We start from the raw sequence: 23,990 nt of genomic DNA, 5'->3' as shown, positions 1-23,990 counted from the left end.
GTGTCTCCTCAGCCCAGCTTCATCTTGTCGATGCCGACGAGGCGGTCGTAGATCCAGAAGAAGATCAGCACGATCGCCAGAAGGATCGCCGAAAGTGCGGCGGCCAGCGACCAGTTGAGCGACCTCTGCATGTGGAAGGCGATCATGTTGGAAATCATCTGCCCGTCGGCGCCACCGACAAGGGCGGGGGTGATGTAGTAGCCCATCGCCAGGATGAAGACCAGAAGCCCGCCCGCCCCGACCCCCGGCAGCGTCTGCGGCAGGTAGACCCGGCGGAACGCCGTCCAGGAGGTCGCGCCAAGCGACCGGGCCGCGCGGACATAGCTGGGCGGGATCGTCTTCATCACCGAATAGAGCGGCAGGATGGTGAAGGGCAGCAGGATATGCGTCATCGCGATGATCGTGCCCGTGGCGTTATACATCATCTCCAGCCGCTGGTCGTTGCGTATCAGGCCAAGCCAGACGAGGATGTCGTTCACCACACCCTGCTGTTGCAGCAGCACCATCCACGAGGTCGTGCGCACCAGAAGCGAGGTCCAGAACGGCAGCAGCACGAGAATCATCAGCAGCATCGCATGCTTCATCTTGACCGAGGACAGCAGGAAGGCGATCGGAAAACCGAGGATCAGGCACAGCGCGGTGATTTCCAGCGACATGACGATGGTGCGCCAGAACAGCCCCTTGTAGACAGCCTGCCCCTCGGGAACGGAAACGATCTTGCCGTTCTCATCCCGCGTCAGGTCGACGGCGTTCAGGAAGAAGTCCCCGGTGAAGGCGGCCGAGGCCGAGCGCATCGCGCGCCAGACATTCGGATCGGCCCATTTCCGGTCCTGCGCGATCAGCGCCTCCTTGTAGGGCGGTTCGAGCTGCCCGGCATTCCGCACCGCCGAGGTGAACAGCGACCGCGTGCCGGGAACGTCATAGTTGATCCGCGTCCCCGCGACCCCGGCCGAACGGTTCTGCTGCATGGTGCGCAGATCCGAGGCCAGCGCCGCATAGGCGGTTTCGTCCAGTTCGGATCCCTGCGGGTTCTGGCCGAACCATTCGACCAGCGCCGGCGCGTTGGCGCGGAAGGAATCGTTGTGCACCGACTGGAACAGCATCTGCCCGATCGGCACGATGAAGGTCACGAAGATGAACAGGAAAAGCGGGGCGACCAGAAGCAGCGCCCGGCGCCGCCGCACGGCAAGCGAGCTTGCAAGCGCGGCCTTGAGCGGCTTGCCGTCATCCGTGATCAGCGAAGCGGGGGCGTTCATGGTCAGTGGAGCGGAAGCGTCAGTCATGCGATCCCTCATCTGAAAGGCTGCGCGGCAGCGGATCATTGCCGGGCGTGGCCGGAAACGACGCCCCGGCCGGCGGGATCCTTCCGCCGACCGGGTTTCTTGCGGGCCGGATCAGCTTGCCAGCCAGGCGTTGAAGCGTTCGTTCAGCTCGGAATCGTGGTCGACCCAGAACTCGAACGAGGATTCGAGCGCGTTTTCCAGGTTGGCGGGATAGGTCGGCAGGTTCGGCCCCATGACCGTCTTGCCGTCCTTGTAGATGATGTCGCCGCCAAGGTTCGCCGATTTCCGCGCCGGACCGTAGGAGATCTGTTCGGCCGAGGCGCGCAGCCCTTCGGTCGAGGTCGCGTATTCGATGAACTTCATCGCGTCTTCCATATGCGGCGCGCCCTTCGGGATCGAATACATCTCGTTTTCGTAGATCTGGCCGTCCCAGACGATGACGAAGGGCTTGTTCTCGTCGATCGCGGCGTTGAAGATCCGGCCGTTGTAGGCGGTGGTCATCACGACTTCGCCGTCGGCCAGCAGCTGCGGCGCCTGCGCGCCCGCTTCCCACCAGATGATGTCCTTCTTGATCGAGTCGAGCTTCTTGAACGCGCGGTCGATGCCTTCCGGGGTGTTCAGCGTCTCGTAGACCTCGCTCGCCGGGACGCCGTCACCCATCAGCGCGACTTCCAGAACCGCCTTGGCGCCCTTCTTCAGGCCGCGCTTGCCGGGGAACTTCTCGGTGTCGAAGAAATCGGCGATGGTCGTGGGCTTCGCATCCGGGAATTTGGTGCTGTCATAGGCGTAGATGTTCGACCAGATGTCGGTCGAGACACCGCATTCGGTGATCGCGCCGGGCAGGAAGTCGTCGATCGCCGGCGTGCCGTCGGACCCGGCGGGCAGCGAGGACGGGTCGATCGGTTCGAGCAGACCTTCGTCGCACAGCCGGATCGCATCGGCATATTCGAGCGAGACGACATCGACGGTGACGTTGCCCGCCTCGACCTGCGCCTTGATCGGAACCGCCGGGTTGTCGGAATCGATCATCGTGGTCTTGATCCCGCTTTCGGCCATGAACGGCTTCACATGCGCCTCGGTCTGCGCGGCGCCGTAGGATCCGCCCCAGCTCATGACCACCACCTCTGCCTGTGCGGCAAAGGCGGTGCTGCAGGTCAGTGCCGTGGTGAGGAAAAGTTTCTTCATGAATTTCAGCTCCCTGTGCTGTTAGTCTGTTTGACGCCCCCGCGCCTGTATCCGGCGCGCAGGGCGGTCCCTCATGCGGGGTCGAGTGCGCGGGCATCCTGCGGATGCCAGCCGATCTTGAGCTTCTGGCCGGCCTTGAGCCGGGTCTGGCCAAGCGTATTGCGGCATTTCATCACGAAATCGTCGGTGCCCGCGACCTTCATCCGGGTGCGGAAGATGTCGCCCATGTAGATCACCTCGATCACCTCGGCCTCGATCTGATAGGCGTCGGCGGGCATCATCTCGGGCTTGAATTCCACCCGTTCCGGCCGGATCGAGACCAGCGTCTCCTGCCCGACATGGCGCAGGTTGACCGGCGTGGCGGAAATCAACTCGCCGGTCTGGAGCCGCACGGTGCATTTGTCGCCGTCGAGGGTCTCGACCTTGCCGGGCAGCTTGTTGTTCTCGCCGATGAACTGCGCGACGAAGCTGTTCTTCGGGCGTTCATACAGCTCATCCGGCGGGGCAAGCTGCTGGATCCGCCCGTCGTTGAACACGGCGACGCGGTCCGACATGGTCAGCGCCTCGCCCTGGTCGTGGGTCACGTAGACCACGGTGATGCCGAGCCGGTCGTGCAGGCCCTTGATCTCGAACTGCATATGCTCGCGCAGCTGCTTGTCGAGCGCGCCGAGCGGTTCGTCCATCAGCACCAGCTCCGGATCGAAGACCAGAGCCCGCGCCAGCGCGATCCGCTGCTGCTGACCACCCGACATCTGCGCCGGCCGGCGGTTGGCGAACTTGCCCATCTGCACCATGTCGAGCGCGCGGGTCACCTTGGCGTCGCGTTCGGACTTGCCCATGCCGCGCACTTCAAGCGGGAAGGACAGGTTTTCCGCCACGGTCATATGGGGGAACAGCGCGTAATTCTGGAACACCATGCCGATGCCGCGCTTGTGCGGCGGCACGTGGTTGATGTCGACGCCGCTCAACCGGATCTCGCCGCGCGTGGCGGTCTCAAATCCCGCGAGCATCATCAGACAGGTCGTCTTGCCCGAGCCCGACGGGCCGAGCATCGTCAGGAATTCCCCCTTGCCGATGTTGAGATTCAGGTCTTTGACGACGAGGTTTTCGCCGTCGTAGCTCTTCTGCACGTGATCAAATACGACGAAACCTTCGTCGGTCGCAGCTGTGGCCAAATTCGGGCTCCCCGTAATTTTCTGGTTCGTTTTCCCGTGAGGCAAGTTAAGCGACCGATTTCACCGATTTCAACCGGACAATTGCCCGCCCCGCCGCGCAGGACCGGACCGCCCGGGAGACAGAAACGGGACCGATGAAAAGCGACACAAAAATGCCCATGAGCGACAGCTCCGGCATTTCTGACCTGCCTTATCGATTGGCGAATTCGGCACGATCGGGCGGCGATCTTTTCGTGACCATGCACATTATCGCGGTATTCTCGTGTCGGCGCAGGGTTCCGGAGGCATTTCTTGCGTCATTTGCCGATCCCGCGCGAAGGTATGCCTTCATCGCGCAGCAAGCGGGCATGAGATGGGTAATGTGCGTAAAATTTAGGCAAATATGCCGAATCCGCGTATTCCGCAGGATCTCTGCGGAACAGGACGCCGTTCGCGGCATTGCCGCATATGGTCGTGAGGAATTTCCGGCCGGATCGCGGGCGCGTGCCGCTATTTCAGCCCGGCCAGATAGGCCGCGATATCCTCGCCGCCTTTCGGCAGCTTGAACACCATCTTCGACGCACCCGACCCGCCATGGGTGTCGATGAATTTCGTCGGATCGCGCAGGTATTCGGCCAGCAGGGCCTCGTCCCAGACCAGCCCCGCCTCTTTCGCCTCAAGGATCCCCGCTCCGTAGGCATATCCCTCGACCGAGGCGGCCGGCCGCCCGACCACCCCGAACAGATCCGGGCCGACCTTGCCGCCCCTGACGATCGCCGTGCCGTCGGCGGCGGTGATGGAATGGCAGGCCTTGCAGCGGACGAAAAGCTTCTCCCCCGCCTCGGGATCCGCCGCAAGGGCGGGCGCGGCGACAAAGGCAAGCGCAGCAAGAATGGCAGGAAGGCTGTTCTTCATCGCATCATCCTCAGAGTTCTCAGCCGGCGTGCAGAAGGTCGCATCCGGCAAGGCCCGGCGTAACCTCGCCGAAGACCTCGGCGAAGGCACGCTCCAGCGCCGCGTCCAGATCGCCCATGCCGACCGGCAGGCCCAGATCGACAAGGCTGGTGACCCCGTGATCGTGGATGCCGCAGGGCACGATGCCGGAGAAATGTTCCAGATCCGGCTCGACGTTGATCGAGATCCCGTGAAAGCTTACCCAGCGGCGCAGCTTGACCCCGATCGCGGCGATCTTGTCCTCGGCCACAGTGCCGTCCGGCCCGCGGGGCTTGTCCGGCCGGGCGACCCAGACGCCGACGCGGCCATCGCGGATCTCGCCGCGCAGGTTGAACTCGGCCAGCGTGCGGATCACCCAGCTTTCCAGATGCCGCACGAAGCAGCGCACGTCCTTGCCCCGCCGGTTGAGGTCGAGCATCACATAGACGATCCGCTGCCCCGGCCCGTGATAGGTGTATTGCCCGCCCCGCCCGGCCTGATAGACCGGGAAGCGGTCCGGGGTGATCAGATCCTCGGCCCGGGCCGAGGTGCCCGCGGTATACAGCGGCGGATGTTCCAGCAGCCAGATCGCCTCTTCCGCGCGCCCCGTCGCGATCTCGGCCACGCGCCGCTCCATGAAGGCCAGCGCCTCCGGATAGGGAACGGGACGGTCGGAACGGATCCACTCGGGCATGGCTGTCTCCTGCTGCGCACGGTCAGACGGTTGATCACTAGGCCATGCGGCCCCGCCCCTCAAGCCCGGATCCCCGCGGCAAAAGGCTGCGCGCGGGGAAAGACCGGGAAAATCGTCGCAAGGCGAAAAATCCGCTTTTCATTCGCGGAAGGCTCGGCTAAATGCGCTTCACCAAGCCAAGATATGCGGTCGTGGCGGAATTGGTAGACGCGCAGCGTTGAGGTCGCTGTGGGGTAACTCCCGTGGAAGTTCGAGTCTTCTCGACCGCACCATCCCCTTCCTGACATTGATGAAAACCGGCAGGACGGGGCCCCGAGGGGCCCCTTTTCACAGCCGCACATTCCGCAGGCGCAGCGCATTGGCGATCACCGAGACGGAGCTGAGGCTCATCGCCAGCGCGGCGATCACCGGCGACAGCAGGATCCCGAAGACCGGATACAGCACCCCCGCCGCGATCGGCACCCCCGCCGCGTTGTAGACGAAGGCGAAGAACAGGTTTTCGCGGATGTTGCGCATCACCGCCTCGGCCAGACGGCGGGCGCGCAGGATGCCGGTCAGGTCGCCCTTCACCAGCGTCAGCCCGGCGCTTTCCAGCGCCACATCCGCCCCCGTGCCCATCGCGATCCCCACATCGGCCGAGGCCAGCGCCGGGGCGTCGTTCACCCCGTCCCCCGCCATCGCGACCGAGGCGCCCTTTGCCTTCAGCTCGTTCAGGATCGCCACCTTGCCCTCGGGCGAGACGCCGGCCCGCACATCGGCAAGCCCAAGCTGCCGCGCCACCGCCTGCGCGGTGCGCGGGCTGTCGCCCGTCGCCATGACGATGCGCAGCCCCTCGGCCTGAAGGTCGCGGATCGCCTGCGGAGTGGTTTCCTTGATCCGGTCGGCCACCGCGACGATCCCCGCCGCCTGCCCGTCGACGGACAGGAACATCGCCGTCTTGCCCTCGGATTGCAGCCGCTCGGCGGTTTCGGTCAGGGCCGAGATGTCGGCCCCCTCCTCCGCCATCAGCGCCGCATTGCCAAGCGCGACCCGCGCGCCCTCGACCCGCGCGCGGACGCCCTTGCCGGTCACCGCCTCGAACGCCTCGGGCACCAGCTTCGGCACGTCGCCCGCGCCGGTCACGATCGCCTCGGCCAGCGGGTGTTCGGAGCCGCGTTCCAGCGCGGCGGCCAGCGTCAGCAGCCGGTCCTGCGTGACCCCTTGCGCGATCACATCGGTCAGGGCGGGCTTGCCCTCGGTCAGCGTGCCGGTCTTGTCGACGATCAGCGTATCGACCTTGGCGAAACGCTCCAGCGCCTCGGCGTCGCGGATCAGGACGCCCGCGCGCGCCCCGCGCCCGGTGCCCACCATGACCGACATCGGCGTCGCCAGGCCCAGCGCGCAGGGGCAGGCGATGATCAGCACCGATACCGCCGCCGCCACCGCATAGCCAAGCGCCGGTGACGGGCCAAAGATCATCCAGCCGACGAAGGCCAGAACCGCCACCGCCACCACGGCGGGCACGAAGACCATCGCCACCCGGTCGGCCAGCCCCTGAATGGGCGCGCGCGACCGTTGCGCCTGCCCGACCATCGCGACGATCCGCGCAAGGGTGCTGTCGGCGCCGACGGCGCGGGCCTCCATCACAAAGCTGCCCTGCCCGTTCAGCGTACCGCCGGTGACCTCGTCACCCACCGCCTTGGCGACCGGCAGCGATTCCCCCGTCAGCATGCTTTCGTCGATGGAGGACCCACCCTCGGCCACCACCCCGTCGACAGGCACGGATTCACCCGGCCGCACCCGCAGCCGGTCGCCGGTGCCGACCTGATCGAGGGGCACGTCCTCCTCCCCCGTCGCGGTGATGCGCCGCGCCGTCCGGGGCGCGAGGTTGAGCAACGCCCGGATCGCGTCCCCGGTGCGCTCGCGCGCCATCAGCTCCATGATCTGGCCGACCAGCACGAGGACGAGGATCATCGCCGCAGCCTCGAAATACACCGGCGGCAGGCCATGATGATCGCGCATCGCGGGCGGGAAGACGCCGGGCGCCAGCAGCCCGACAAGCGAGAACAGCCACGCCGCCAGCGTGCCCAGCGAAATCAGCGTCCACATATTGGGCGAGCGGTTGACCACCGACTTCCAGCCCCGCACGAAGAACGGCTTCGCCAGCAGCAGAACCGGCGTCGAGAGCGCGAATTGCAGCCAGAGGAAGGCGCGATGCCCGATCCAGTCGGCGAAGGGGATGCCCACGTGGTCGCCCATCTCCAGCACCGCGACCGCGGCGGCAAGCGGCGCCATCAGCCACAACCGGCGGCGGAAATCGACCAGTTCCGGGTTCGGGCCACTGTCGGCGGTCGGGTGCAGCGGTTCCAGCGCCATGCCGCAAATCGGGCAGTCGCCCGGATGGTCCTGCCGGATTTCCGGGTGCATCGGGCAGGTGTAGATCGTGCCCTCGGGGACGGGTTGCGGTTTTGCGGCCTCGCCCAGATAGGCCGCCGGATCGGCCTCGAACTTCTTCAGGCAATGGTCCGAACAGAAATAATGGCGCGCGCCGTCGTGTTTCAGCATATGCGCCGCCGTGCCCCGGTTGACGGTCATGCCGCAGACCGGATCGCGCGCCGTGGCATAGCTTTCGGGATCGGCCACGAATTTGTCGTGACACTTCATGCAGCAGAAATGCCAGGTCTGCCCGTTATACGCGTGCGAAGGCTTGCCCGCGGCCGGGTCCACAGTCATGCCGCAGACCGGATCGCGGGTGACCGCCTCGGCCGGGGTTGCGGGATGATGGTGCTGGTGTTGCGACGTCATGATAACCGCCTTTGGTTTCCTCGCCCGGTCAGGTAATGCTTCCAGCAGGTGGAAGGTCAAGGCCGTTCCGGCCGGATCGACGAAGGAGGGCCGCAGATGAATATCGGCGACATCACGCAGCGGACCGGGATCCCGGCCAGAACCCTGCGCTATTATGAGGATATCGGCCTTGTCGCCCCCGCTCGGGCGGAAAACGGCTATCGCGACTATTCCGCGGCCGATCTGGACCGGCTGATGCTGATCGCGCAGGCGCGACACATGGGCTTTTCGTTGGACGAATGCCGCAGGCTCGCCGCGCTGAACGCCGATCCCGGCCGCGCCAGCCGCGAGGTCCGGGCATTGGCGCAAAAGAACCTTGCGGCGGTGCAGGACAGGATCGCCCGTCTGCGCGCGCTGGAAGCGCAGCTCCGGGCGCTGATCGCGCAATGCCACGGCGACGATCAGCCCGACTGCGCGATCCTCGAGGAGTTGAGCGGCAAGCGCCCCTGACCGTCAGGGATCGCGCCCCTCCGCCGCGGCGACGGCCTCTGCCTCCGCCACCGCAAGCTCCGCCATGCGCAGGATCGCCTCCCGCGTCGCGGCCACGGCGATGAACCGGCCGTTGTGGCAAAACCGCGCGCCCGGCACGCCCGAGGCGGCCTCAAGCGCCGCGTCCGTCAGCCCGGCCCAGGCCACAGGCAGGTCGGCGCGCAGCTCGAACCCGTCGTTTGCGCGGCGGATGCCCGACAGGCTCCAGTCCTTGTCGCGCGGATTGACGACGAACAGCAGATGATCCGCCCCGGCCTTGTCGATGGCGGAGCGGAACGGCATCCCCATCGGCAATTCGAGGATCCGGCTTTCCCCGGCGCGCGCCACCGCGTCGAGCACGATCGCCTCGGCCCGCAGCTTGGCGGTCTTGCGGGCGATGTTCGCCTCGACAAAGGCGCGGGCGACGGCCATCGCCGCGCCGAAGGCACGGTCCTCGGCCCCCGGGTCGGGTTCATCGAAGACGGGTTTCAGGGTTTCCAGCAGCACCGGCAGTGTCAGCCCGGACAGCAGCGGCCCCGCCGTCGCGGGGCTGAGCGCGCCATTGTCCATCAGATCGACCGGCAGCACGAACTCCGCGTCGAAGGCGGCATGGATGCCGTCCAGATTCGCTTCGGCCACGCCCGACGCCCGCAGATAATCGCGCCCGTAATGCATCCAGATCAGCCCGAAGGAACTGAGCGGCCGGCCGTCGCTGCGGGTCGGGGCGTTGCGCTGATGGTGATCGTAGATCTGCCGGGCCGGATCATAGTCGCGGCCCACGTCGTAGATGATGCGATCCGGCGCGGGCGTGGTCCAGTCCTCGTCCCGGCTGCGCACGATCCGGGCCTGCGGAAAGAGGCGCGAGAGGATCACGCTCGACAGCAGCTCATCGGCATGAAAACCGCCCGAATGGGTGACAAGGAAGGTGACGGAGGTTTCGGGGCTCATGCGCTGGATTGCCTTTCCTGATGCGGTCCCGGACAGCTGTCAGGCAGTCGGGGGCCAAGCCGCCGCCCCCGGGCCGGCTCTGCGCCGTCACCGTTGCGGCCTGTTCTAGACGACCCGCCCCCCGGCCACAAGCACGCGAGGCGGCGCCTGTCCGGGGGAAACGGGGCCGGGGAGCGGATCCCCCGAAATGCCTGCCGGCCGGAAGCCCGGCCAACAGGATGCCCCCGGCCCGGAACGTTCCGGGCCGGCGGGAAATCGTCAGGCCGCCTTGCGACGGCGCAGCACCGCCAGCGCGCCGAGACCGCCGATCAGCAGCGGCAGGGTGGCCGGCACCGGAACGACCGGCGTGTCGATGTCGAAGTCCGGTTGCTGCAGGTGGATCTCGCCATTGGTCAGGTTGACCGCCAGCGCGAAGACCGACCCTTCGAGCGAGCCAGAGAACCCCGACAGCGTCGCTTTCGGCGCGAGAACCGAGCCGATCACCTTTGCGTCGATCGAGATGTTTTCGGCCTCGTAGAAGTTCCACACGACCTGCCGGCCCAGTTCAAAGGGCACGCCCGGCCAGTTCTTGTGGATCGCCAGATCCGTGCCCGAAACATTGAAGACGATCGTTTCGCCCTCGGCGAGATCATATGTGAACGCCATCTTGCGGAAATCATCGAGCGAGATGTTGTAGACGCCCGCGCCGAAGGTATAGCCCTGCTCGCCCTCGGTATAGGTGCCGGTCGTCGCCAGATGCGAGAGATCCGTGGACCATTGGTCCAGCGTCGAGAACACCGTGCTCGCGTCCGGCACCAGTTCGGCCGGCGTGCTGCCGACGATCACGGTACCCGCCTCGTTGACGACGCCCGTATTGGTGCCGCCGATCACCACGGTCACATCCGGATCGTTGATGTTCAGCGTGACCTCGTTGTTGTTGCCGAGGATCACCACATTCGCCAGCCCGGCATCCGGCACCGGTGCCTTTTTCTTGACGGCCTGCAGGGCCGAGCCGGTCAGGTTTCCGCCGACATAGACGTTCCCCTCGACCTCCTGCATCGAATTCAGGTCCCCCTTCACGACGAGGTTGTATTGCTGAAGAAGCTCCACCGCGCTCAGCGACGCGGCCTGCGCCGCCCCGAACGGGCCGACGGCCATGAACCCGGCCAGACAAATACCAGAAACAGTGAATTTCATTATAAAATTTCCCTAACTCACCATCAAACGACGGCAGTTAGGACTTTGGTAACCCCGCCCGCAACCGCGTTCGGGCGGGCCGAAAACCGGCCATTTTCAGAGGCTTCGCCATATTCGGCGGGAGGGGGTGTTATTGTTTTCGATAGGTTGACGATAGTCCTTGATCAGGACTTATCCGTCATTGTTGTTTCCGTTTCGATACCAATTGACCTCACCCAGCAGCGGATCGCGATCGGCTAATTTCCGCCGATGCCAAAAACCCTAGGATCGCGGCCCCGTCACGGGGCAGATGCCGGGCTCCAACCGGGCGAAAATGATTCGATTTCCGTGCTCCGGCAAGGCTGCGCCGTCCGGTTCACGCCCCGTCCCCCACCGATGAGCAAGTCGTGATTTGCCGTCTTGCCGCGATACCGCCACATAGCGCACGATCGGGTGGATCGTTCCCCGTTTCCGTCGCACCGGACCCGTCGCACCGGACCGATGACGGGCCGCTTGCTTGTCGGATGAATAGCCTTGGCCGAAGTTCCCCTCAAATCCCACCCTGCCGCCGGATCCGTCCTCAACCGCCTGACCTCGGGCCTGCGCCGGAACCGCGGCGCGGTGATCGGCCTGCTGTCGACGCTGGCCTTCGGCTTCGTCGCCATCGCCATCAGCCGCATCACGCAGGACGTGGACTACCCCACCGTGCAGGCGGCGCTGACCCGCACGCCGTGGTCCAGCATCGCGCTGGCGATCGGGCTGACCGCCGTCAGCTTTGCCTGCCTGATCGGCTATGACCTCAACGCGCTGCGCCATATCGGCCGGCACCTGCCGTGGCCGCAGGTGGCGGTGGTGTCGTTCAGCGCCTATGCGGTCGGCAATACCGCCGGTTTCGGCCCGCTCAGCGGCGGCGCCATCCGTTATCGCGGCTACAGCCGCCTTGGCCTCAGCGGCGAAGAGATCGCCCGCGTCATCGCCTATGTGACCGTCGCCTTCGGGCTTGGGCTCGCGGTGCTGACGGGGATGTCGACGCTGGTCTTCGCCTGGCAGGTCGGCCATCTGATCGACGTGAACGCCGACCTGCTGCGCCTTGCGGCGGCGGTGCTGCTGGCGCTGGTGACCGGGGCGCTGGTCTGGCTCTGGCGCGGCCGCCCGGTGACGGCGGACGAGGTGACGGGCGCGGCCCGGATCCGCCTGCCCTCGGCCGGGAACTGCCTGTTGCAACTGCTGTTGACGACGCTCGACGTGGCGGCGGCGGCCAGCGTGCTTTACGTGCTGCTGCCGGGCGATCTGGGCCTGCACTGGCCCGCCTTCGCGGCGCTGTTCTGCGTGGCGATCGGGCTTGGCGTGCTGAGCCACGTCCCCGCCGGGCTTGGCGTGTTCGAGGCGGTGATCATCGGCGGCCTCGGCCCGGTGCCGACGGATCAGGTGATCGGGGCGCTGGTGCTTTACCGGCTGATCTATCACGTGCTGCCGCTGTTTCTGGCGGTGCCGGTGCTGGCGGCGGGCGAGATGCTGGAATACCGGGGCCGCGTCCGGGCGATCTGGACGCATGAGCTTGCCTCCGCCGTGATGCCGCCGCTGCTGGCGATGCTGGCGCTGGTCTGCGGGGTCATGCTGGTGTTTTCCTCGGTCCTGCCGACGCCGCAGGCCAATCTGGACCAGCTTTCCCGATGGGTGCCGATCCAGATCCTCGAAGCCGCGCATTTCTTTTCCAGCCTTCTGGGCCTGATGCTCATCGTGGTGGCGCGCGGGTTGGTGCACCGGCTGGACGGCGCATGGTGGGCGGGGCTGATCCTTGGCCTGATCGCCATCGCCTTCACCATCCCCAAGGCGCTGGCGCCCTATGAGGCGGCGGCGCTGGCGGTGCTGGTGGCGGGGCTTGCGGTCAACCGGCGCTGCTTCGACCGGCGCGCCCGGCTGCTGGCCGAGCCGCTGACCCCCGCATGGCTGGCCGCGATCGCGGTGATCCTTGTCGCCGCGCTGACGGTGCTGTTCTTCGTCTACCGCGACGTCGGCTACAGCGCGGAACTCTGGTGGCAGTTCGAGTTTTCCGAAGAGGCGCCGCGCGGCCTGCGCGCGATGATGGGCCTGACCATCGCCGCCATCGCCATCGGCCTTGCAAGCCTCCTGCGCCCGGCCCGCGCCCGGCCCCCCGTCGCCACGGCCGAGGACATCGCCCGCGCCGTCGCCATCACCGCGACGCAGGACGAAAGCGGCGGCAACCTGATCCGCATGGGCGACAAGGCGGTGCTGTTCTCCGAGGATCGCCGCGCCTTCATCATGTATGCGGTGCAGGGGCGGTCGTGGATTTCGCTCTTCGGGCCGATCGGCGCGGACGATGCCAAGCCCGAACTGATCTGGCGCTTTGTCGAGGCGGCCCGCGCCGCCGGCGGCAAGGCGGTCTTCTACGAGGTGCCGCCCGACCTGCTGTCCGCCTATGCCGATGTCGGGCTCAGGGCGCTGAAGCTGGGCGAAATGGCGCGGGTCGATCTGACGAAGATGGACCTGAAGGCCAGCCGCTGGGGCGAACAGCGCCGCGCGCTGGCCAAGGGCGAACGCGAGGGGATGCGGATCGAGATCCTGCCCCCCGAGGCGGTGCCCCCGGTGCTGGATCAGCTGGAGGCGATCTCGGGCGCCTGGCTCGCGCAGCACGAGGCGCGCGAAAAGGGTTTTGCCCTTGGCCGGTTCGACCGCGCCTATGTCGCCACGCAACCCGTCGCCGTGCTGCGCTTCAACGACGAGATCGTCGCCTTCGCCACGCTGATGCTGACCGACACCAAGGCCGAGGCCACGGTCGACCTGATGCGCTTCGGCCCCGCCGCCCCGCGCGGCGCGATGGATTTCCTGTTCTGCGCCCTGCTGAACGAAGCGAAAGAGCGCGGCTACCGGCATTTCAACCTCGGCATGGCGCCGCTTTCGGGCTTCGCCACCCATGCCTCGGCCCCGATGTGGAACCACTTCGGGCAGGCGATCTTCACCCACGGCGAGCGGTTCTACAACTTTCGCGGACTGCGCGCCTTCAAGGCCAAATACAACCCCGACTGGGAGCCCCGCTATCTGATCGTCGGGGGAGGAATTTCACCCGTCGCCGCCCTTCTGGACGTCACATTGCTGATCGGCGGCGGCCTCAAGGGAGTCGTCGGAAAATGAGAACCGGCAAGATCAAGACCGCGCTGGCGCTGTGCGCCCTGATGGCCGCGACCGGCGCGGCGGCGCAGAGCACGACCGATATTCAGGTGCCGCCTGCGGGCTTCGACACGGGCATGATCGCGGATCCGCAGATCTACCGCCCGATGGGTCAGCCGCGGGGCGTGGTCTTCCTGATCTCGGACGCGCAGGGCTGGGGAGCGGCGGACGAGGCCGAGGCAAAGGCCCTGACCGGGCGCGGCATGGCCGTCGTCGGGCTTGATCTGCCCAGCTATCTGAAGGGGCTGGAAAAGCATCCGGACGACGACACCTGCGCCTATGCCATCGCGGATATCGAGGAACTGTCGAAGCGCCTTCAGGCGGGCGGCGAGGGGGATTACCACCTGCCGCTGATCGCCGGGCGGGGCGACGGCGGCGGGCTGGCGCTGGCGTTTGCCGCGCAGACCCCGGCCTCGACCATCGAGGCGACGGTGGTGGCCGATCCTTCCGCCGCGATCGCACTGGCCGCGCCGCTCTGCACCGATGCGCCGCATGAAACCACGGGCGGGCGCACCACCTACGGCCTGACGGCCGGGGAGCTGAACGACCCGGTCGATGTGGTCTTCACCCCCGCCGCGACGCAGGAGGCGCAGGATCACGTCGCGGCGCTGGCCAAGGATTACCCGGATATCACCGTCACCTCTTCGACCGACGCGCCCGCGGATGCGCTGACGGCGGCACTTTCGGCGCGGCTCGACGCGATCGAGAAGGCCGAGGGGCCGCTCAACCTGCCGATCACCGAAATGGCTGTGCCGAAGCCCGCGCAGGATACGATGGCGATCATCTATTCCGGCGACGGCGGCTGGCGCGACATTGACCGCGAGGTCGGCGCCACCTTGCAAAAGGCGGGCGTGCCGGTGATCGGCGTCGATTCCCTGCGCTATTTCTGGAACGCGCGGAAACCGCAGGACACGGCGGACGACCTGTCCCGCATCATCCGCCACTACCAGACCGAATGGGGCGTGAAGCATGTCCTGCTGATCGGCTATTCCTTCGGTGCCGATATCCTGCCCGTCAGCTACAGCCTGCTGCCCGCGCGCGATCAGGCGGCGGTGTCGCAGATGACGCTGATGGCGCTGTCGCATGAACGGGACGATGCGATCCATGTGACGGGCTGGCTCGGCATGTCGAGCGGCTCGGCCAACGACCCCACGAAGGACCTGCAAAAAGTGCCCGCAAAGATCGTCCAGTGCATCTACGGCGCGGGCGATGACGACGACGCCTGCCACGAGCTGACAGATCGCGGCTATGAGATGGTCGGCCTTACCGGCGGCCACCATTTCGACGGCGATTATCAGGCGCTGGCCGGTCACATCCTCGCCGGGCTGAAGACCCGGCTGTAAGCGGGATCAGCGCAGCAGGCGTTCGGTTTCCTCGGACAGAATGGCCGTCACCCGCTCGATGGCGCGGGTGGCGGGCTGGCCGGGCGGTTCGGCCAGCACCACCTGACGGCTGAGCCGGGGGGCGAAGGGACGGATCTCGAACCGGCCGTCGGCGGCGAACCGCGCCGCGGTCGAGCCCGGCAGCACCGTCCAGCCCAGCCCCGCCGCGACCAGTTCCAGACTGGTGGCGAAGGCGCCGGCCTCGACCGCGATGGTCAGCCGGATGCCCGATCGCTCCTCCGCCGCCTTTTCGATCACCAGCCGCAGCCCGTGCTGCGATCCGGGCAGGATCAGCGGCTTTTCCGCCAGATCGGCGACCGCGACCGGGCCGGGCGCCGGTCCCTGCCCCGCCGCCGCGATCAGCACCAGCTCATCCGTCGCAAGGATCCGCGCCCGCAGATGCAGGTCGATGGCCGGGCCGTAGATCACAGCCATGTCCACCTCGCGCTGGTGCAGCCAGTCGAGGATATGGCTCGTATATCCCTCGATCAGCCGCAACCGCACCTGCGGCAATTCCCGCGCGACGCGGCGCACCAGCGCCTCGGCCACCACGGCGCAGACGGTGGGGACCATGGCGATCGTCACCTCCCCCGCCGGGTCCTGCGCGAAGGATCGCACCTCGTCGAGGCTCTGTTCCAGTTGCCGCAACAGGCCCGAGACGCGCCCCAGCAGTTCCCCGCCCGCCGGCGTCAGCCGCATCCCGGCATGGGAACGGGTGAAGAGCTGCTGGCCCACCTCTTCCTCCAGCAGACGGATCTGCCGCGACAGCGCCGGCTGCGCGATGCGCAGCACGTCAGACGCCCCGCTGAGCGATCCGATCTCCGCCACGGCGACGAATGTCCTGAGCCGGTGCAGCTCCATGTCCATACAATCCTGATATACTCGACATGCCGGCATTATAATTTCGCAACGGCCCGGCAGGCAATACATGTGCCGGGCACTCACCATTGACCGGGACCTCCGATGTCGCTTGCCGAAAATATCTCCGCCCCGCCGCAGCTCGATTTCGATATGCCCGGATTCTGGCGGGTCTGCATCTCGCTCATCCTGTCGGGGTTCTGCGCGTTTTCGGCGCTGTATTGCGTGCAGCCGATCCTGCCGGTGCTGGCCGCCGATTTCGGCATCGGCGCGGCGTCGAGCAGCCTTGCCATGACGCTGACGACGATCGCGCTGGCCGTGGGGCTGGTGTTTTCCGGGCCGATCTCGGATTCGCTGGGGCGCAAGCCGGTGATGCTGTTCTCGATGGTCTCCACCGGGCTTTTGATGATCGCGCTGGCCTTTGCGCCGAACTGGCATGTGCTGCTGGTGATCCGCACGCTGATCGGGCTGCTGCTCGGCGGCATCACCGCGATCAACCTGACCTATCTGGCCGAAGAGGTCACGCCGCACAGCCTTGGCCGCGCCGTCGGGCTGGTGCTGGCGGGGAACTCGGTCGGCGGCATGATTTCGCGGGTCGGCGTCGGCGTCGCGGCCGAGCATATGGACTGGCACTATCCCGTCGCCACGGTCGGGGTGCTGTCGCTGATCGCGGCGGCGCTGCTGTGGCTGTGGCTGCCCGCCTCGCGGCATTTCACCCCGGCGCGGCTGAGCCTTGCGCAGACGCTGGAAAACTACCGGCTGCACCTGCATACGCCGGGGCTGCCCACGGCCTTTCTGGCGGGGTTCCTGCTGATGGGGGCCTTCGTCACCTTCTTCAACTATATCGGCTTCCGCCTGCTGGGCGCGCCGTTCCATCTGGGCCAGACGGCGGTGGGGCTGGTGTCGCTGGTGTTCCTGCCCGCGACCTATGCGGCGATCCTTGCCGGACGGATGAGCGACCGCTACGGCGCGCAAAAGGCGCATCTGGCCTCGATCGCGGTGATGGCCTTGGGCCTTGCGCTGACGGCGGCGCCGGCGTTCCCGGTGCTGGCGGTGGGGACGCTACTGTTCACGATGGGCTTCTTCGGCGCGCATTCGACGGCGACGGGCTATGTCGCGCGCACGGCGCATTCGGCGCGCGCGCAGGCGACCTCGATGTATCAGATCTCGTTCTACGTCGGCGCCAGCATCGCCGGAACGCTTGGCGGGCTGGGCTGGGATCTGCTGGGATGGAGCGGCGTCCTCGCCCTCCTGGCCCTGCTGATCGCCGCGGCCTTCGTGAACGGGCGCAACCTGCACAGCCGCCATCGGTTCTGAACACAGATACCGTTACGGCATAAGCATGCACTCCATGCTGGGAGGGGGTGGCTATGCGGGACGAAGTGGTCATCAGTTCGGTGGCGAAGCCATGAAGCTTGCAGCATCACTTGCGTGTTCTGACAGCATTCCCAAATCGAAGAGTAAACTGCACCTAACCGACCAGTCGAGTTGGTAGTCCCGCAGCACTATCTCCAGTTGAACATGGCCCCAGGCATCGCAGGTAGCCCCCAGATGGAGTTCTCCCTCTAACGTTTCCCAAGCTTTTTCACCCTCCCAACGGCGCGAGTGCCCTGCCAGAATCTGAAAATATTCAACAAAACCGCCGGACGAGGTGTAGTCGTAGATGAAAACACGCTTCATAGCGCGCAGATTTGGGGTTTCGATAGTCACATCAACATAGTCTGGTGACCGGTTTGAGAACTGCAAAGAGCAACCCGGGCTTGAGGACTTCATCAGAAATATCGACATAGAATGGCCTTAAAAGTTGCCTCGGCTACCATCGTGTGAGCGCATCAGGGAAATTTGCCTTCAACATGCCAATGACCGCTATGGGCTCCAAAGCGACGTTCGGCGACCAGGTGGCAAGGCCGCTAGGGACGGCTTGCGCAGCCACGGTTCTGATCTCGAAAATATCACTTGACAGGGGTGTGCATGAAAACGGCCAAAGTGTGCATTCTTATGCCGCGTTGGCATTAAAAGACATTGGCGATCCCGGGAGGACTCGAACCCCCGACCAGCCGCTTAGAAGGCGGCTGCTCTATCCAGCTGAGCTACGGGACCGCTGAACGTCTTGGGGCGGCTGGCCCCTCATGCGGGTTGTCTACAAGCGGGTTTTGCAGAAATCAAAGCAAATTTCCCGCCCCGGCTCACAGACCTTGCGCCGAGAACGTGTCGCAGGAGCCGATCTCGCCGGTGCGGAAGCCCGCCGCGAACCAGCGCTGCCGCTGTTCCGAGGTGCCGTGGGTGAAGCTGTCGGGCATCGGCCGGCGGCCGGCGTTGCGTTGCAGCGTGTCGTCGCCGATCTTCGAGGCGGCGTTCATCGCCTCGGCGATGTCGCCCTCGTCGAGCGAGCCGAACTGTTCCGCCGCATGGCGCGCCCAGACGCCCGCGAAACAATCCGCCTGCAGCTCGACCCGCACGGAAAGCGCTTTGCTTTCGGCTTCGGAGCTGCGGGCGCGGACGGCGTTGACCTGTGACAGGATGCCGAGTTCGTCCTGCACGTGGTGGCCCACCTCATGCGCGATGACATAGGCGGCGGCGAAATCGCCCTGCGCGCCCAGTTGCCGCGACAGGGTGGCGAAGAAATCGGTGTCCAGATAGATCTTCTTGTCCTCGGGGCAGTAGAACGGCCCCGTCGCGCCCGAGGCGGTGCCGCAGGAAGACGGCGTGACCTGACTGTAAAGCACCAGCGTCGAGGGCGTATAGGTCCGGCCGAGCTGGGTTTCGAAGATGTTCGCCCAGACCTCTTCGGTATCGGCCAGCGTGACCGAGACGAAATCGCCCATCTGGCGGTCCTCCTCGGTCAGCTCGCCCGAGGTCTGCACCACCTGCCCGTCCTGCTGGCCGGTCAGCAGGGGCGTCAAGTCGACGCCGAAGAACCAGCCGACCAGAACCACCGCCAGAACGCCCAGACCGGCGCTGCCGCCGATGCGCATGCCGCCGCCGCCCTGCCCGCGCCGGTCCTCGATATTGCCGCTGCCGCGCCGTCCCTGCCACTTCATCGCCGATCCTCCGTGTTTGGAAAAACCGGACAGGCATCCGATCTCACGAAACCGAGATTAGCGCCCCCGGGCGGCGGGCAAAAGGCCTGATCGGCTTGACGCGCCCGCCCTAAGAGGCGATGCAACGGCAAACGGAGGGAAGTGCATGTTCCGCAAGCTCTATCACTGGACGTTGGGCCTCGCGGGACATCCGCGCGCCGATGTGGCGCTCGGCGGCGTCAGTTTCGTCGAAAGCTCGTTCTTCCCGATCCCGGCCGATGTGCTGTTCGTGCCGATGTGCCTGTCGCGGCCCGACCGGGTGTGGCACTACGCCTTCATCGCCTCGCTGTTTTCGGTGCTGGGCGGGATCTTCGGCTGGCTTCTGGGCCATTACGCCTTCGACATGATCGGGCGGCCGATGCTGGAAGCCATGGGCAAGATGGACAGCTTCGAGAGGCTGCAGGGCACCACCGGCGATCTGGCGATCCTTGCGATGCTGGTGACATCGGGGCTTGCGCATGTGCCGCCGATGAAGGTGGTGACGATCCTTGCGGGTGTCATCAGCTTCGATCCCGTGCTGTTCATCCTGTCGGCGATCGTCGCGCGGTCGGCGCGGTTCTACGGGCTCGGCTGGCTCCTGTCGCGCTACGGCGCCAGCATCGCGCATTTCATCGAAAAGCGCATGGCCTGGATCGCCGGGGCGGTCCTGATCGTGCTGATCGCCGCATGGTATTTCCTGAAAGGCTGATCCCGTGACCCTTCGTTCGTTGATCGTCACCGTCCTGAATTCGTCGCGCCTGCTGGTCGCCGCCGCAGCCTTCGGCTCGGCCGCGATCCTGGTAGGGGCGCTGATCTTTCAGGCGCTCGGCTATGCGCCGTGCCATCTGTGCATCCTGCAACGCTGGCCGCATCTGGTAGCGGCGATCCTCGGCGTGGCGATCCTGATCTTCCGGCTGCCGATGGTGACCGCGCTCCTGGGCGCGCTGGCGGCGCTGGTGACGGCGGGGATGGGCATCTACCATTCGCTGGTCGAGCGGCACCTGATCGCCGGGCCGGACACCTGCACGGCGGCGCCGGTGGGGTCGATGTCGGCCGCGGACCTGCTCGCCCATATCCAGAACAGCCCCGTCATCCGCTGCGACGAGATCGCCTGGCAGATGTTCGGCGTCACCATGCCGAACCTGAACGCGCTCTTCTCGCTGGTCTTCGCGGCGCTGTGGCTGCGCGCTTTCTGGCTTGCCCGGCGCTGAACCCCGCGCCACCCCCCGCACCTGCCGCCTTGACGATTGCGCTCAAGACGTTGGAGGGGTTATAAGTCGGGACAACAATATCCAGAAAAAACGAGCAACCGCGTGAACGACATTCCCGATCCGCCGGAAACCCTGGACGAGGGACCGAAACGGCCCGCCTATGACGGACCGACCGTCTCGATCGCCGAGGAAATGAAGACTGCCTATCTCGATTACGCGATGAGCGTGATCGTTTCCCGCGCGATCCCCGATCTGCGCGACGGGCTGAAGCCGGTGCACCGGCGCATCCTTTATGCGATGTTCGAAACCGGCAACACCTCGGACAAGCCCTATCGCAAATCGGCGCGTCCGGTGGGCGACGTGATGGGGAAATACCACCCGCATGGCGACGCGGCGATCTATGACGCCCTCGTGCGGATGGCGCAGGACTTTTCGATGTCGCTGCCGCTTCTGGACGGTCAGGGCAACTTCGGCTCGATGGACGGGGATTCCCCGGCGGCCATGCGCTACACCGAGGTGCGGATGGACAAGCCCGCCGCCTTCATGCTGGCCGACATCGAAAAGGATACCGTCGACTTTCAGGACAACTACGACGGCAAGGACCGCGAACCCACGGTGCTGCCGGCGCGTTTCCCGAACATGCTGGTCAACGGCGCGGGCGGCATCGCCGTCGGCATGGCGACGAACATCCCGCCGCACAACCTTGGCGAGGTGATCGACGCGACGCTTGCCCTGATCGACAATCCCGACATGTCGACCGAGGCGATCATGGAGATCATCCCCGGCCCCGACTTCCCCACCGGGGCGCAGATCATGGGCCGCTCGGGCGCGCGCAAGGCCTATCTGGAGGGCCGCGGTTCCGTCCTGATCCGGGCGAAGACCCATATCGAAGAGGTCCGCAAGGACCGCCATGCCATCGTCGTCGACGAAATCCCCTATCAGGTGAACAAGTCGGCGATGATCGAGAAGATGGCCGAACTGGTGCGCGACAAGCGGCTGGAAGGCATTTCCAACATCGCCGACGAATCCGACCGGGTCGGCGTGCGCGTGGTGATCGAACTCAAGCGCGACGCGACGCCCGATGTGGTGCTGAACCAGCTTTACCGTTTCACCTCGCTGCAGACCTCTTTCGGCTGCAACATGCTGGCGCTGAACGGCGGCAAGCCCGAAACTCTGATGCTGCGCGATTTCCTCACGCATTTCATCACCTTCCGCGAAGAAGTCGTGGCGCGGCGCACGGCGTTCGAGCTGCGCAAGGCGCGCGAGCGCAGCCATATCCTGTGCGGCCTTGCCGTTGCCGTGTCGAACGTCGATGAGGTGGTGGCGACGATCCGCGCCTCGAAAGACCCGGCCGAGGCGCGCGACAAGCTGATGACGCGGCGCTGGCCCGCGCATGAGATCGCCGAATACATCCGGCTGATCGACGATCCGCTGCACGAGATGAACGAGGACGGCACCTACAACCTGTCCGAAGTGCAGGCGCGCGCGATCCTCGATCTGCGACTGCAGCGGCTGACCGCGATGGGCGTGCAGGAAGTCACCGACGAACTGGTCGAACTGGCCGGCAAGATCCGCGACTACCTCGACATCCTCGGATCGCGCGAACGGATCATGGCGATCATCTCGGACGAGCTGCGCGAGGTGAAGGAACAATTCGCCGTGCCGCGCCGGACCGAGATCATCGACTGGGCCGGCGATCTGGACGACGAGGACCTGATCGAGCGCGAGGACATGGTCGTCACCATCACCTCGGGCGGCTACATCAAGCGCACGCCGCTGATCGAGTTCCGCGCGCAGCGGCGCGGCGGCAAGGGCCTTGCGTCGATGCAGACCAAGGAAGACGACGTGGTCACCACGCTCTTCGTGGCGAACACCCATACGCAGCTGTTGTTCTTCACCACCGACGGCATGGTCTACAGCCTGAAATGCTGGCGTCTGCCGCTGGCGGGGCGCACGTCCAAGGGCAAGGCGATCGTCAACATCCTGCCGATCCCGCAGGGCGTCACCATCGCCTCGCTGATGCCGGTCGATGCGCCCGAGGCGGAATGGGACGGCTATCAGGTGTTCTTCTCCACCTCCGACGGCGACGTGCGCCGCAATGCCCTGTCCGATTTCGCCAACGTCAAGCGCAACGGCAAGATCGCGATGAAGCTGCCCGAGGGGGTGACGCTGGTCGACACCCGCATGTGCACCGAAGACGACGACATCATGCTGGTCATGGCGGGCGGGCGGGCGATCCGCTTCCCGGTGCCGGAGGTGCGGATCTTCAAGGGCCGCGATTCGACCGGCGTGCGCGGCGTGCGGCTGGCCGAGGGCGACAAGGTCGTGTCGATGTCCGTCATCCGCCATTTCGAGGCGGAACCCTGGGAACGCGCCGCCTTCGTCCGTCGCTACCGCGCGGAACATGGCGCCGATGAGGCCGAAGAGGTCGAGACCGACGACGAAGCCCCCGTCGCCGAGGGCACCCTGTCGGACGAGCGCTATGACGACATGCTGTCGGCGCAGGACCTGATCCTGACGATCACCGCCAAGGGGCTGGGCAAGCTGACCTCCTCGCACGACTATCCGGTGCGCGGTCGCGGCGGCCAAGGCGTCACCGCCTTCGAGAAATCGATGCGCGGCGGGCCGCTGGTCGCCTCTTTCCCGGTCGACCTGACCGATCAGGTCATGCTTGCCACCTCGACGGGGCAGTCGATCCGTTGCCCGGTCGATGGCATCTCCTTCCGGTCGCGCTCGGCGGGCGGGGTGAAGGTCTTCAACACCGCCCCCGGCGAGGAAGTCGTCTCGGTCGCCCGGATCGCCGAACAGGACGACGGCGAGGAAGAATGAGAACCGCCCGCGGGGCCCCGGCCCCGCGGGCAGAGCAGAACAGCCGCATCAGACGGCCCGCAAAAGAGGTAAACGATGAAACAGGCTCTTGCTTGGGCGCTCTGCGCCACGGCTGCGCTTCCCGGCATGGCGCAGGCAGAGATCACCAGTGCCGAGATCGGTCTCGACTATTCCACCTTCGGCGATGCCGATGCGCGCGACGCGCACAAGGCGACGCTGGGGGGCGCGCTGGAATTCGCCATCACCCCGCAATTCGCCTTTCAGGGCGATCTGGCGCAGCGCTACTACGGCTTCGCCAACTGGAAGGGCACGACCTTCACCGGCCACGGCATCTTCCACGCCGGCCCCGACACCGCCATCGGCGGCTTCGTCGGCAAGGACTGGCTGAGCCATGACAACGGCGGCGAATTCTACGGCTTCGAGGCGCGCCAGTCGCTCGGCCCGATCGCGGTCGAGGGATATGGCCTGTATTTCGACGGCGAGAAGGAAGACGGCTATGGCGTCGGCCTGCGCGGCGATTACCAGTTGACCAACCAGCTGACCGTCGGCGGCCGCTTCGACACGCTGAACACCGATATGGGGATGCCGCGCCTGAGCGCGACGACAAGCTACGAATTCGCCCCCGGCTACGCGGTCAACGGCGAACTGGGCTATGCCGATCCGAAGAATTCCGACAAGGAAGTGTTCCTGACGCTTGGCGTCAAGGCGACCTTCGGCCCCGGACAGGGCGTGACCTTCGGCGGGCGCGGCCTGCAGGAAATCCTGCCCGGTTACTGACGCGGGTTACGGACCGATTGCAACAGCATGGGCGGGAGGCTA

The 23,990-nt window shown here is 66.1% G+C and carries 19 protein-coding genes and 2 tRNA genes; 9 read left to right on the top strand and 12 right to left on the bottom strand.

The genetic code is table 11. The annotated features are described in order from the left end of the window. Positions 1-8 precede the first annotated feature (8 nt). From D2T30_RS00205 to lipB, 5 genes are all read right to left on the bottom strand, one after another. Positions 9-1,283 (bottom strand): ABC transporter permease, encoded by a 1,275-nt coding sequence (locus tag D2T30_RS00205; protein ID WP_128207163.1) that lies wholly within the window; start codon positions 1,281-1,283, stop codon positions 9-11. Between the two features lie 111 nt (positions 1,284-1,394). After that, positions 1,395-2,468 (bottom strand): ABC transporter substrate-binding protein, encoded by a 1,074-nt coding sequence (locus D2T30_RS00200; RefSeq protein ID WP_128207162.1) that lies wholly within the window; start codon positions 2,466-2,468, stop codon positions 1,395-1,397. A 71-nt stretch (positions 2,469-2,539) separates the two neighbouring features. Beyond that, positions 2,540-3,643 (bottom strand): ABC transporter ATP-binding protein, encoded by a 1,104-nt coding sequence (locus tag D2T30_RS00195; protein ID WP_128182070.1) that lies wholly within the window; start codon positions 3,641-3,643, stop codon positions 2,540-2,542. 489 nt (positions 3,644-4,132) lie between these two features. Further along, on the bottom strand, positions 4,133-4,537 hold the full coding sequence (locus D2T30_RS00190) for a c-type cytochrome (protein ID WP_128207161.1): 405 nt from the start codon (positions 4,535-4,537) through the stop codon (positions 4,133-4,135). A gap of 19 nt (positions 4,538-4,556) precedes the next feature. Then, positions 4,557-5,312: a lipoyl(octanoyl) transferase LipB gene (gene lipB, locus D2T30_RS00185; protein WP_277749543.1), complete on the bottom strand. Its 756-nt coding sequence runs from the start codon at positions 5,310-5,312 to the stop codon at positions 4,557-4,559. Between the two features lie 122 nt (positions 5,313-5,434). Here lipB and D2T30_RS00180 point away from each other — a divergent pair. Next, a tRNA-Leu gene (locus D2T30_RS00180) sits at positions 5,435-5,521 on the top strand. Between the two features lie 55 nt (positions 5,522-5,576). Here the strand turns inward: D2T30_RS00180 and D2T30_RS00175 are convergent. Further along, positions 5,577-8,033, bottom strand: a complete 2,457-nt coding sequence (locus tag D2T30_RS00175) for a heavy metal translocating P-type ATPase (protein WP_128207159.1) — start codon at positions 8,031-8,033, stop codon at positions 5,577-5,579. A 96-nt stretch (positions 8,034-8,129) separates the two neighbouring features. Here D2T30_RS00175 and D2T30_RS00170 point away from each other — a divergent pair, with 96 nt between their 5' ends. Next, the gene (locus D2T30_RS00170) at positions 8,130-8,522 is read left to right on the top strand and encodes a MerR family transcriptional regulator (protein ID WP_128207158.1); all 393 of its coding nucleotides are present in this window, start codon (positions 8,130-8,132) and stop codon (positions 8,520-8,522) included. Between the two features lie 3 nt (positions 8,523-8,525). On the opposite strand, the gene D2T30_RS00165 is transcribed toward D2T30_RS00170, so the two are convergent. Both D2T30_RS00165 and D2T30_RS00160 read right to left on the bottom strand, forming a co-directional pair. Further along, entirely contained in the window at positions 8,526-9,488 is a 963-nt protein-coding gene (locus tag D2T30_RS00165) for an MYG1 family protein (RefSeq protein ID WP_128207157.1), read from the bottom strand. Between the two features lie 258 nt (positions 9,489-9,746). Beyond that, complete coding sequence (locus D2T30_RS00160; RefSeq protein ID WP_128207156.1) at positions 9,747-10,664, bottom strand: collagen-binding domain-containing protein; 918 nt, start codon at positions 10,662-10,664, stop codon at positions 9,747-9,749. Positions 10,665-11,177: 513 nt separating this feature from the next. Here D2T30_RS00160 and mprF point away from each other — a divergent pair. Together mprF and D2T30_RS00150 are read left to right on the top strand one after the other, a co-directional pair. After that, a complete protein-coding gene (mprF, locus tag D2T30_RS00155) occupies positions 11,178-13,796 on the top strand; it encodes a bifunctional lysylphosphatidylglycerol flippase/synthetase MprF (protein ID WP_241651144.1) in 2,619 nt (872 codons plus the stop codon). Then, on the top strand, positions 13,793-15,175 hold the full coding sequence (locus tag D2T30_RS00150; RefSeq protein WP_128207155.1) for an AcvB/VirJ family lysyl-phosphatidylglycerol hydrolase: 1,383 nt from the start codon (positions 13,793-13,795) through the stop codon (positions 15,173-15,175). Before mprF ends, D2T30_RS00150 begins: the two co-directional genes overlap by 4 nt. 6 nt (positions 15,176-15,181) lie before the next feature. On the opposite strand, the gene D2T30_RS00145 is transcribed toward D2T30_RS00150, so the two are convergent. Continuing rightward, on the bottom strand, positions 15,182-16,075 hold the full coding sequence (locus D2T30_RS00145; protein ID WP_164884163.1) for a LysR family transcriptional regulator: 894 nt from the start codon (positions 16,073-16,075) through the stop codon (positions 15,182-15,184). A gap of 102 nt (positions 16,076-16,177) precedes the next feature. Between D2T30_RS00145 and D2T30_RS00140 the strand changes: the two genes are divergently transcribed. Beyond that, complete coding sequence (locus D2T30_RS00140) at positions 16,178-17,389, top strand: MFS transporter (RefSeq protein WP_128207153.1); 1,212 nt, start codon at positions 16,178-16,180, stop codon at positions 17,387-17,389. A 72-nt stretch (positions 17,390-17,461) separates the two neighbouring features. On the opposite strand, the gene D2T30_RS00135 is transcribed toward D2T30_RS00140, so the two are convergent. From D2T30_RS00135 to ypfJ, 3 genes are all read right to left on the bottom strand, one after another. After that, positions 17,462-17,860 (bottom strand): DUF6228 family protein, encoded by a 399-nt coding sequence (locus tag D2T30_RS00135; RefSeq protein WP_128181934.1) that lies wholly within the window; start codon positions 17,858-17,860, stop codon positions 17,462-17,464. A 235-nt stretch (positions 17,861-18,095) separates the two neighbouring features. Beyond that, a tRNA-Arg gene (locus D2T30_RS00130) sits at positions 18,096-18,172 on the bottom strand. Between the two features lie 86 nt (positions 18,173-18,258). After that, entirely contained in the window at positions 18,259-19,113 is an 855-nt protein-coding gene (ypfJ, locus tag D2T30_RS00125) for a KPN_02809 family neutral zinc metallopeptidase (protein WP_128207152.1), read from the bottom strand. Between the two features lie 145 nt (positions 19,114-19,258). Between ypfJ and D2T30_RS00120 the strand changes: the two genes are divergently transcribed. The 4 genes from D2T30_RS00120 (at position 19,259) to D2T30_RS00105 (ending at position 23,948) form a co-directional block, all read left to right on the top strand. Further along, complete coding sequence (locus tag D2T30_RS00120) at positions 19,259-19,840, top strand: YqaA family protein (RefSeq protein ID WP_128207151.1); 582 nt, start codon at positions 19,259-19,261, stop codon at positions 19,838-19,840. 4 nt (positions 19,841-19,844) lie between these two features. Then, complete coding sequence (locus tag D2T30_RS00115) at positions 19,845-20,342, top strand: disulfide bond formation protein B (protein ID WP_241651143.1); 498 nt, start codon at positions 19,845-19,847, stop codon at positions 20,340-20,342. Positions 20,343-20,444: 102 nt separating this feature from the next. Next, a complete protein-coding gene (gene gyrA / locus D2T30_RS00110; protein ID WP_128207150.1) occupies positions 20,445-23,171 on the top strand; it encodes a DNA gyrase subunit A in 2,727 nt (908 codons plus the stop codon). A gap of 75 nt (positions 23,172-23,246) precedes the next feature. Continuing rightward, on the top strand, positions 23,247-23,948 hold the full coding sequence (locus tag D2T30_RS00105; RefSeq protein ID WP_128207149.1) for a hypothetical protein: 702 nt from the start codon (positions 23,247-23,249) through the stop codon (positions 23,946-23,948). Positions 23,949-23,990: the final 42 nt, after the last annotated feature.

The sequence above is a fragment of the Paenirhodobacter populi genome, assembly GCF_004022215.1.
GTDB lineage: Bacteria > Pseudomonadota > Alphaproteobacteria > Rhodobacterales > Rhodobacteraceae > Rhodobacter > Rhodobacter populi.
The sequence above is the reverse complement of the archived record's forward strand: the minus strand, read 5'-3'. Positions and strand labels throughout refer to the sequence as shown.

Excerpts from the sequence above, each read along its gene's own strand:
- D2T30_RS00140 (WP_128207153.1), top strand. The coding sequence starts at position 16,178 with ATGTCGCTTGCCGAAAATATCTCCGCCCCGCCGCAGCTCGATTTCGAT.
- D2T30_RS00175 (WP_128207159.1), bottom strand. The coding sequence starts at position 8,033 with ATGACGTCGCAACACCAGCACCATCATCCCGCAACCCCGGCCGAGGCG.
- D2T30_RS00150 (WP_128207155.1), top strand. The coding sequence starts at position 13,793 with ATGAGAACCGGCAAGATCAAGACCGCGCTGGCGCTGTGCGCCCTGATG.
- D2T30_RS00165 (WP_128207157.1), bottom strand. The coding sequence starts at position 9,488 with ATGAGCCCCGAAACCTCCGTCACCTTCCTTGTCACCCATTCGGGCGGT.
- D2T30_RS00120 (WP_128207151.1), top strand. The coding sequence starts at position 19,259 with ATGTTCCGCAAGCTCTATCACTGGACGTTGGGCCTCGCGGGACATCCG.
- D2T30_RS00145 (WP_164884163.1), bottom strand. The coding sequence starts at position 16,075 with ATGGAGCTGCACCGGCTCAGGACATTCGTCGCCGTGGCGGAGATCGGA.
- D2T30_RS00205 (WP_128207163.1), bottom strand. The coding sequence starts at position 1,283 with ATGACTGACGCTTCCGCTCCACTGACCATGAACGCCCCCGCTTCGCTG.
- D2T30_RS00135 (WP_128181934.1), bottom strand. The coding sequence starts at position 17,860 with ATGTCGATATTTCTGATGAAGTCCTCAAGCCCGGGTTGCTCTTTGCAG.
- D2T30_RS00190 (WP_128207161.1), bottom strand. The coding sequence starts at position 4,537 with ATGAAGAACAGCCTTCCTGCCATTCTTGCTGCGCTTGCCTTTGTCGCC.
- D2T30_RS00105 (WP_128207149.1), top strand. The coding sequence starts at position 23,247 with ATGAAACAGGCTCTTGCTTGGGCGCTCTGCGCCACGGCTGCGCTTCCC.
- ypfJ (WP_128207152.1), bottom strand. The coding sequence starts at position 19,113 with ATGAAGTGGCAGGGACGGCGCGGCAGCGGCAATATCGAGGACCGGCGC.
- D2T30_RS00200 (WP_128207162.1), bottom strand. The coding sequence starts at position 2,468 with ATGAAGAAACTTTTCCTCACCACGGCACTGACCTGCAGCACCGCCTTT.
- D2T30_RS00160 (WP_128207156.1), bottom strand. The coding sequence starts at position 10,664 with ATGAAATTCACTGTTTCTGGTATTTGTCTGGCCGGGTTCATGGCCGTC.
- D2T30_RS00170 (WP_128207158.1), top strand. The coding sequence starts at position 8,130 with ATGAATATCGGCGACATCACGCAGCGGACCGGGATCCCGGCCAGAACC.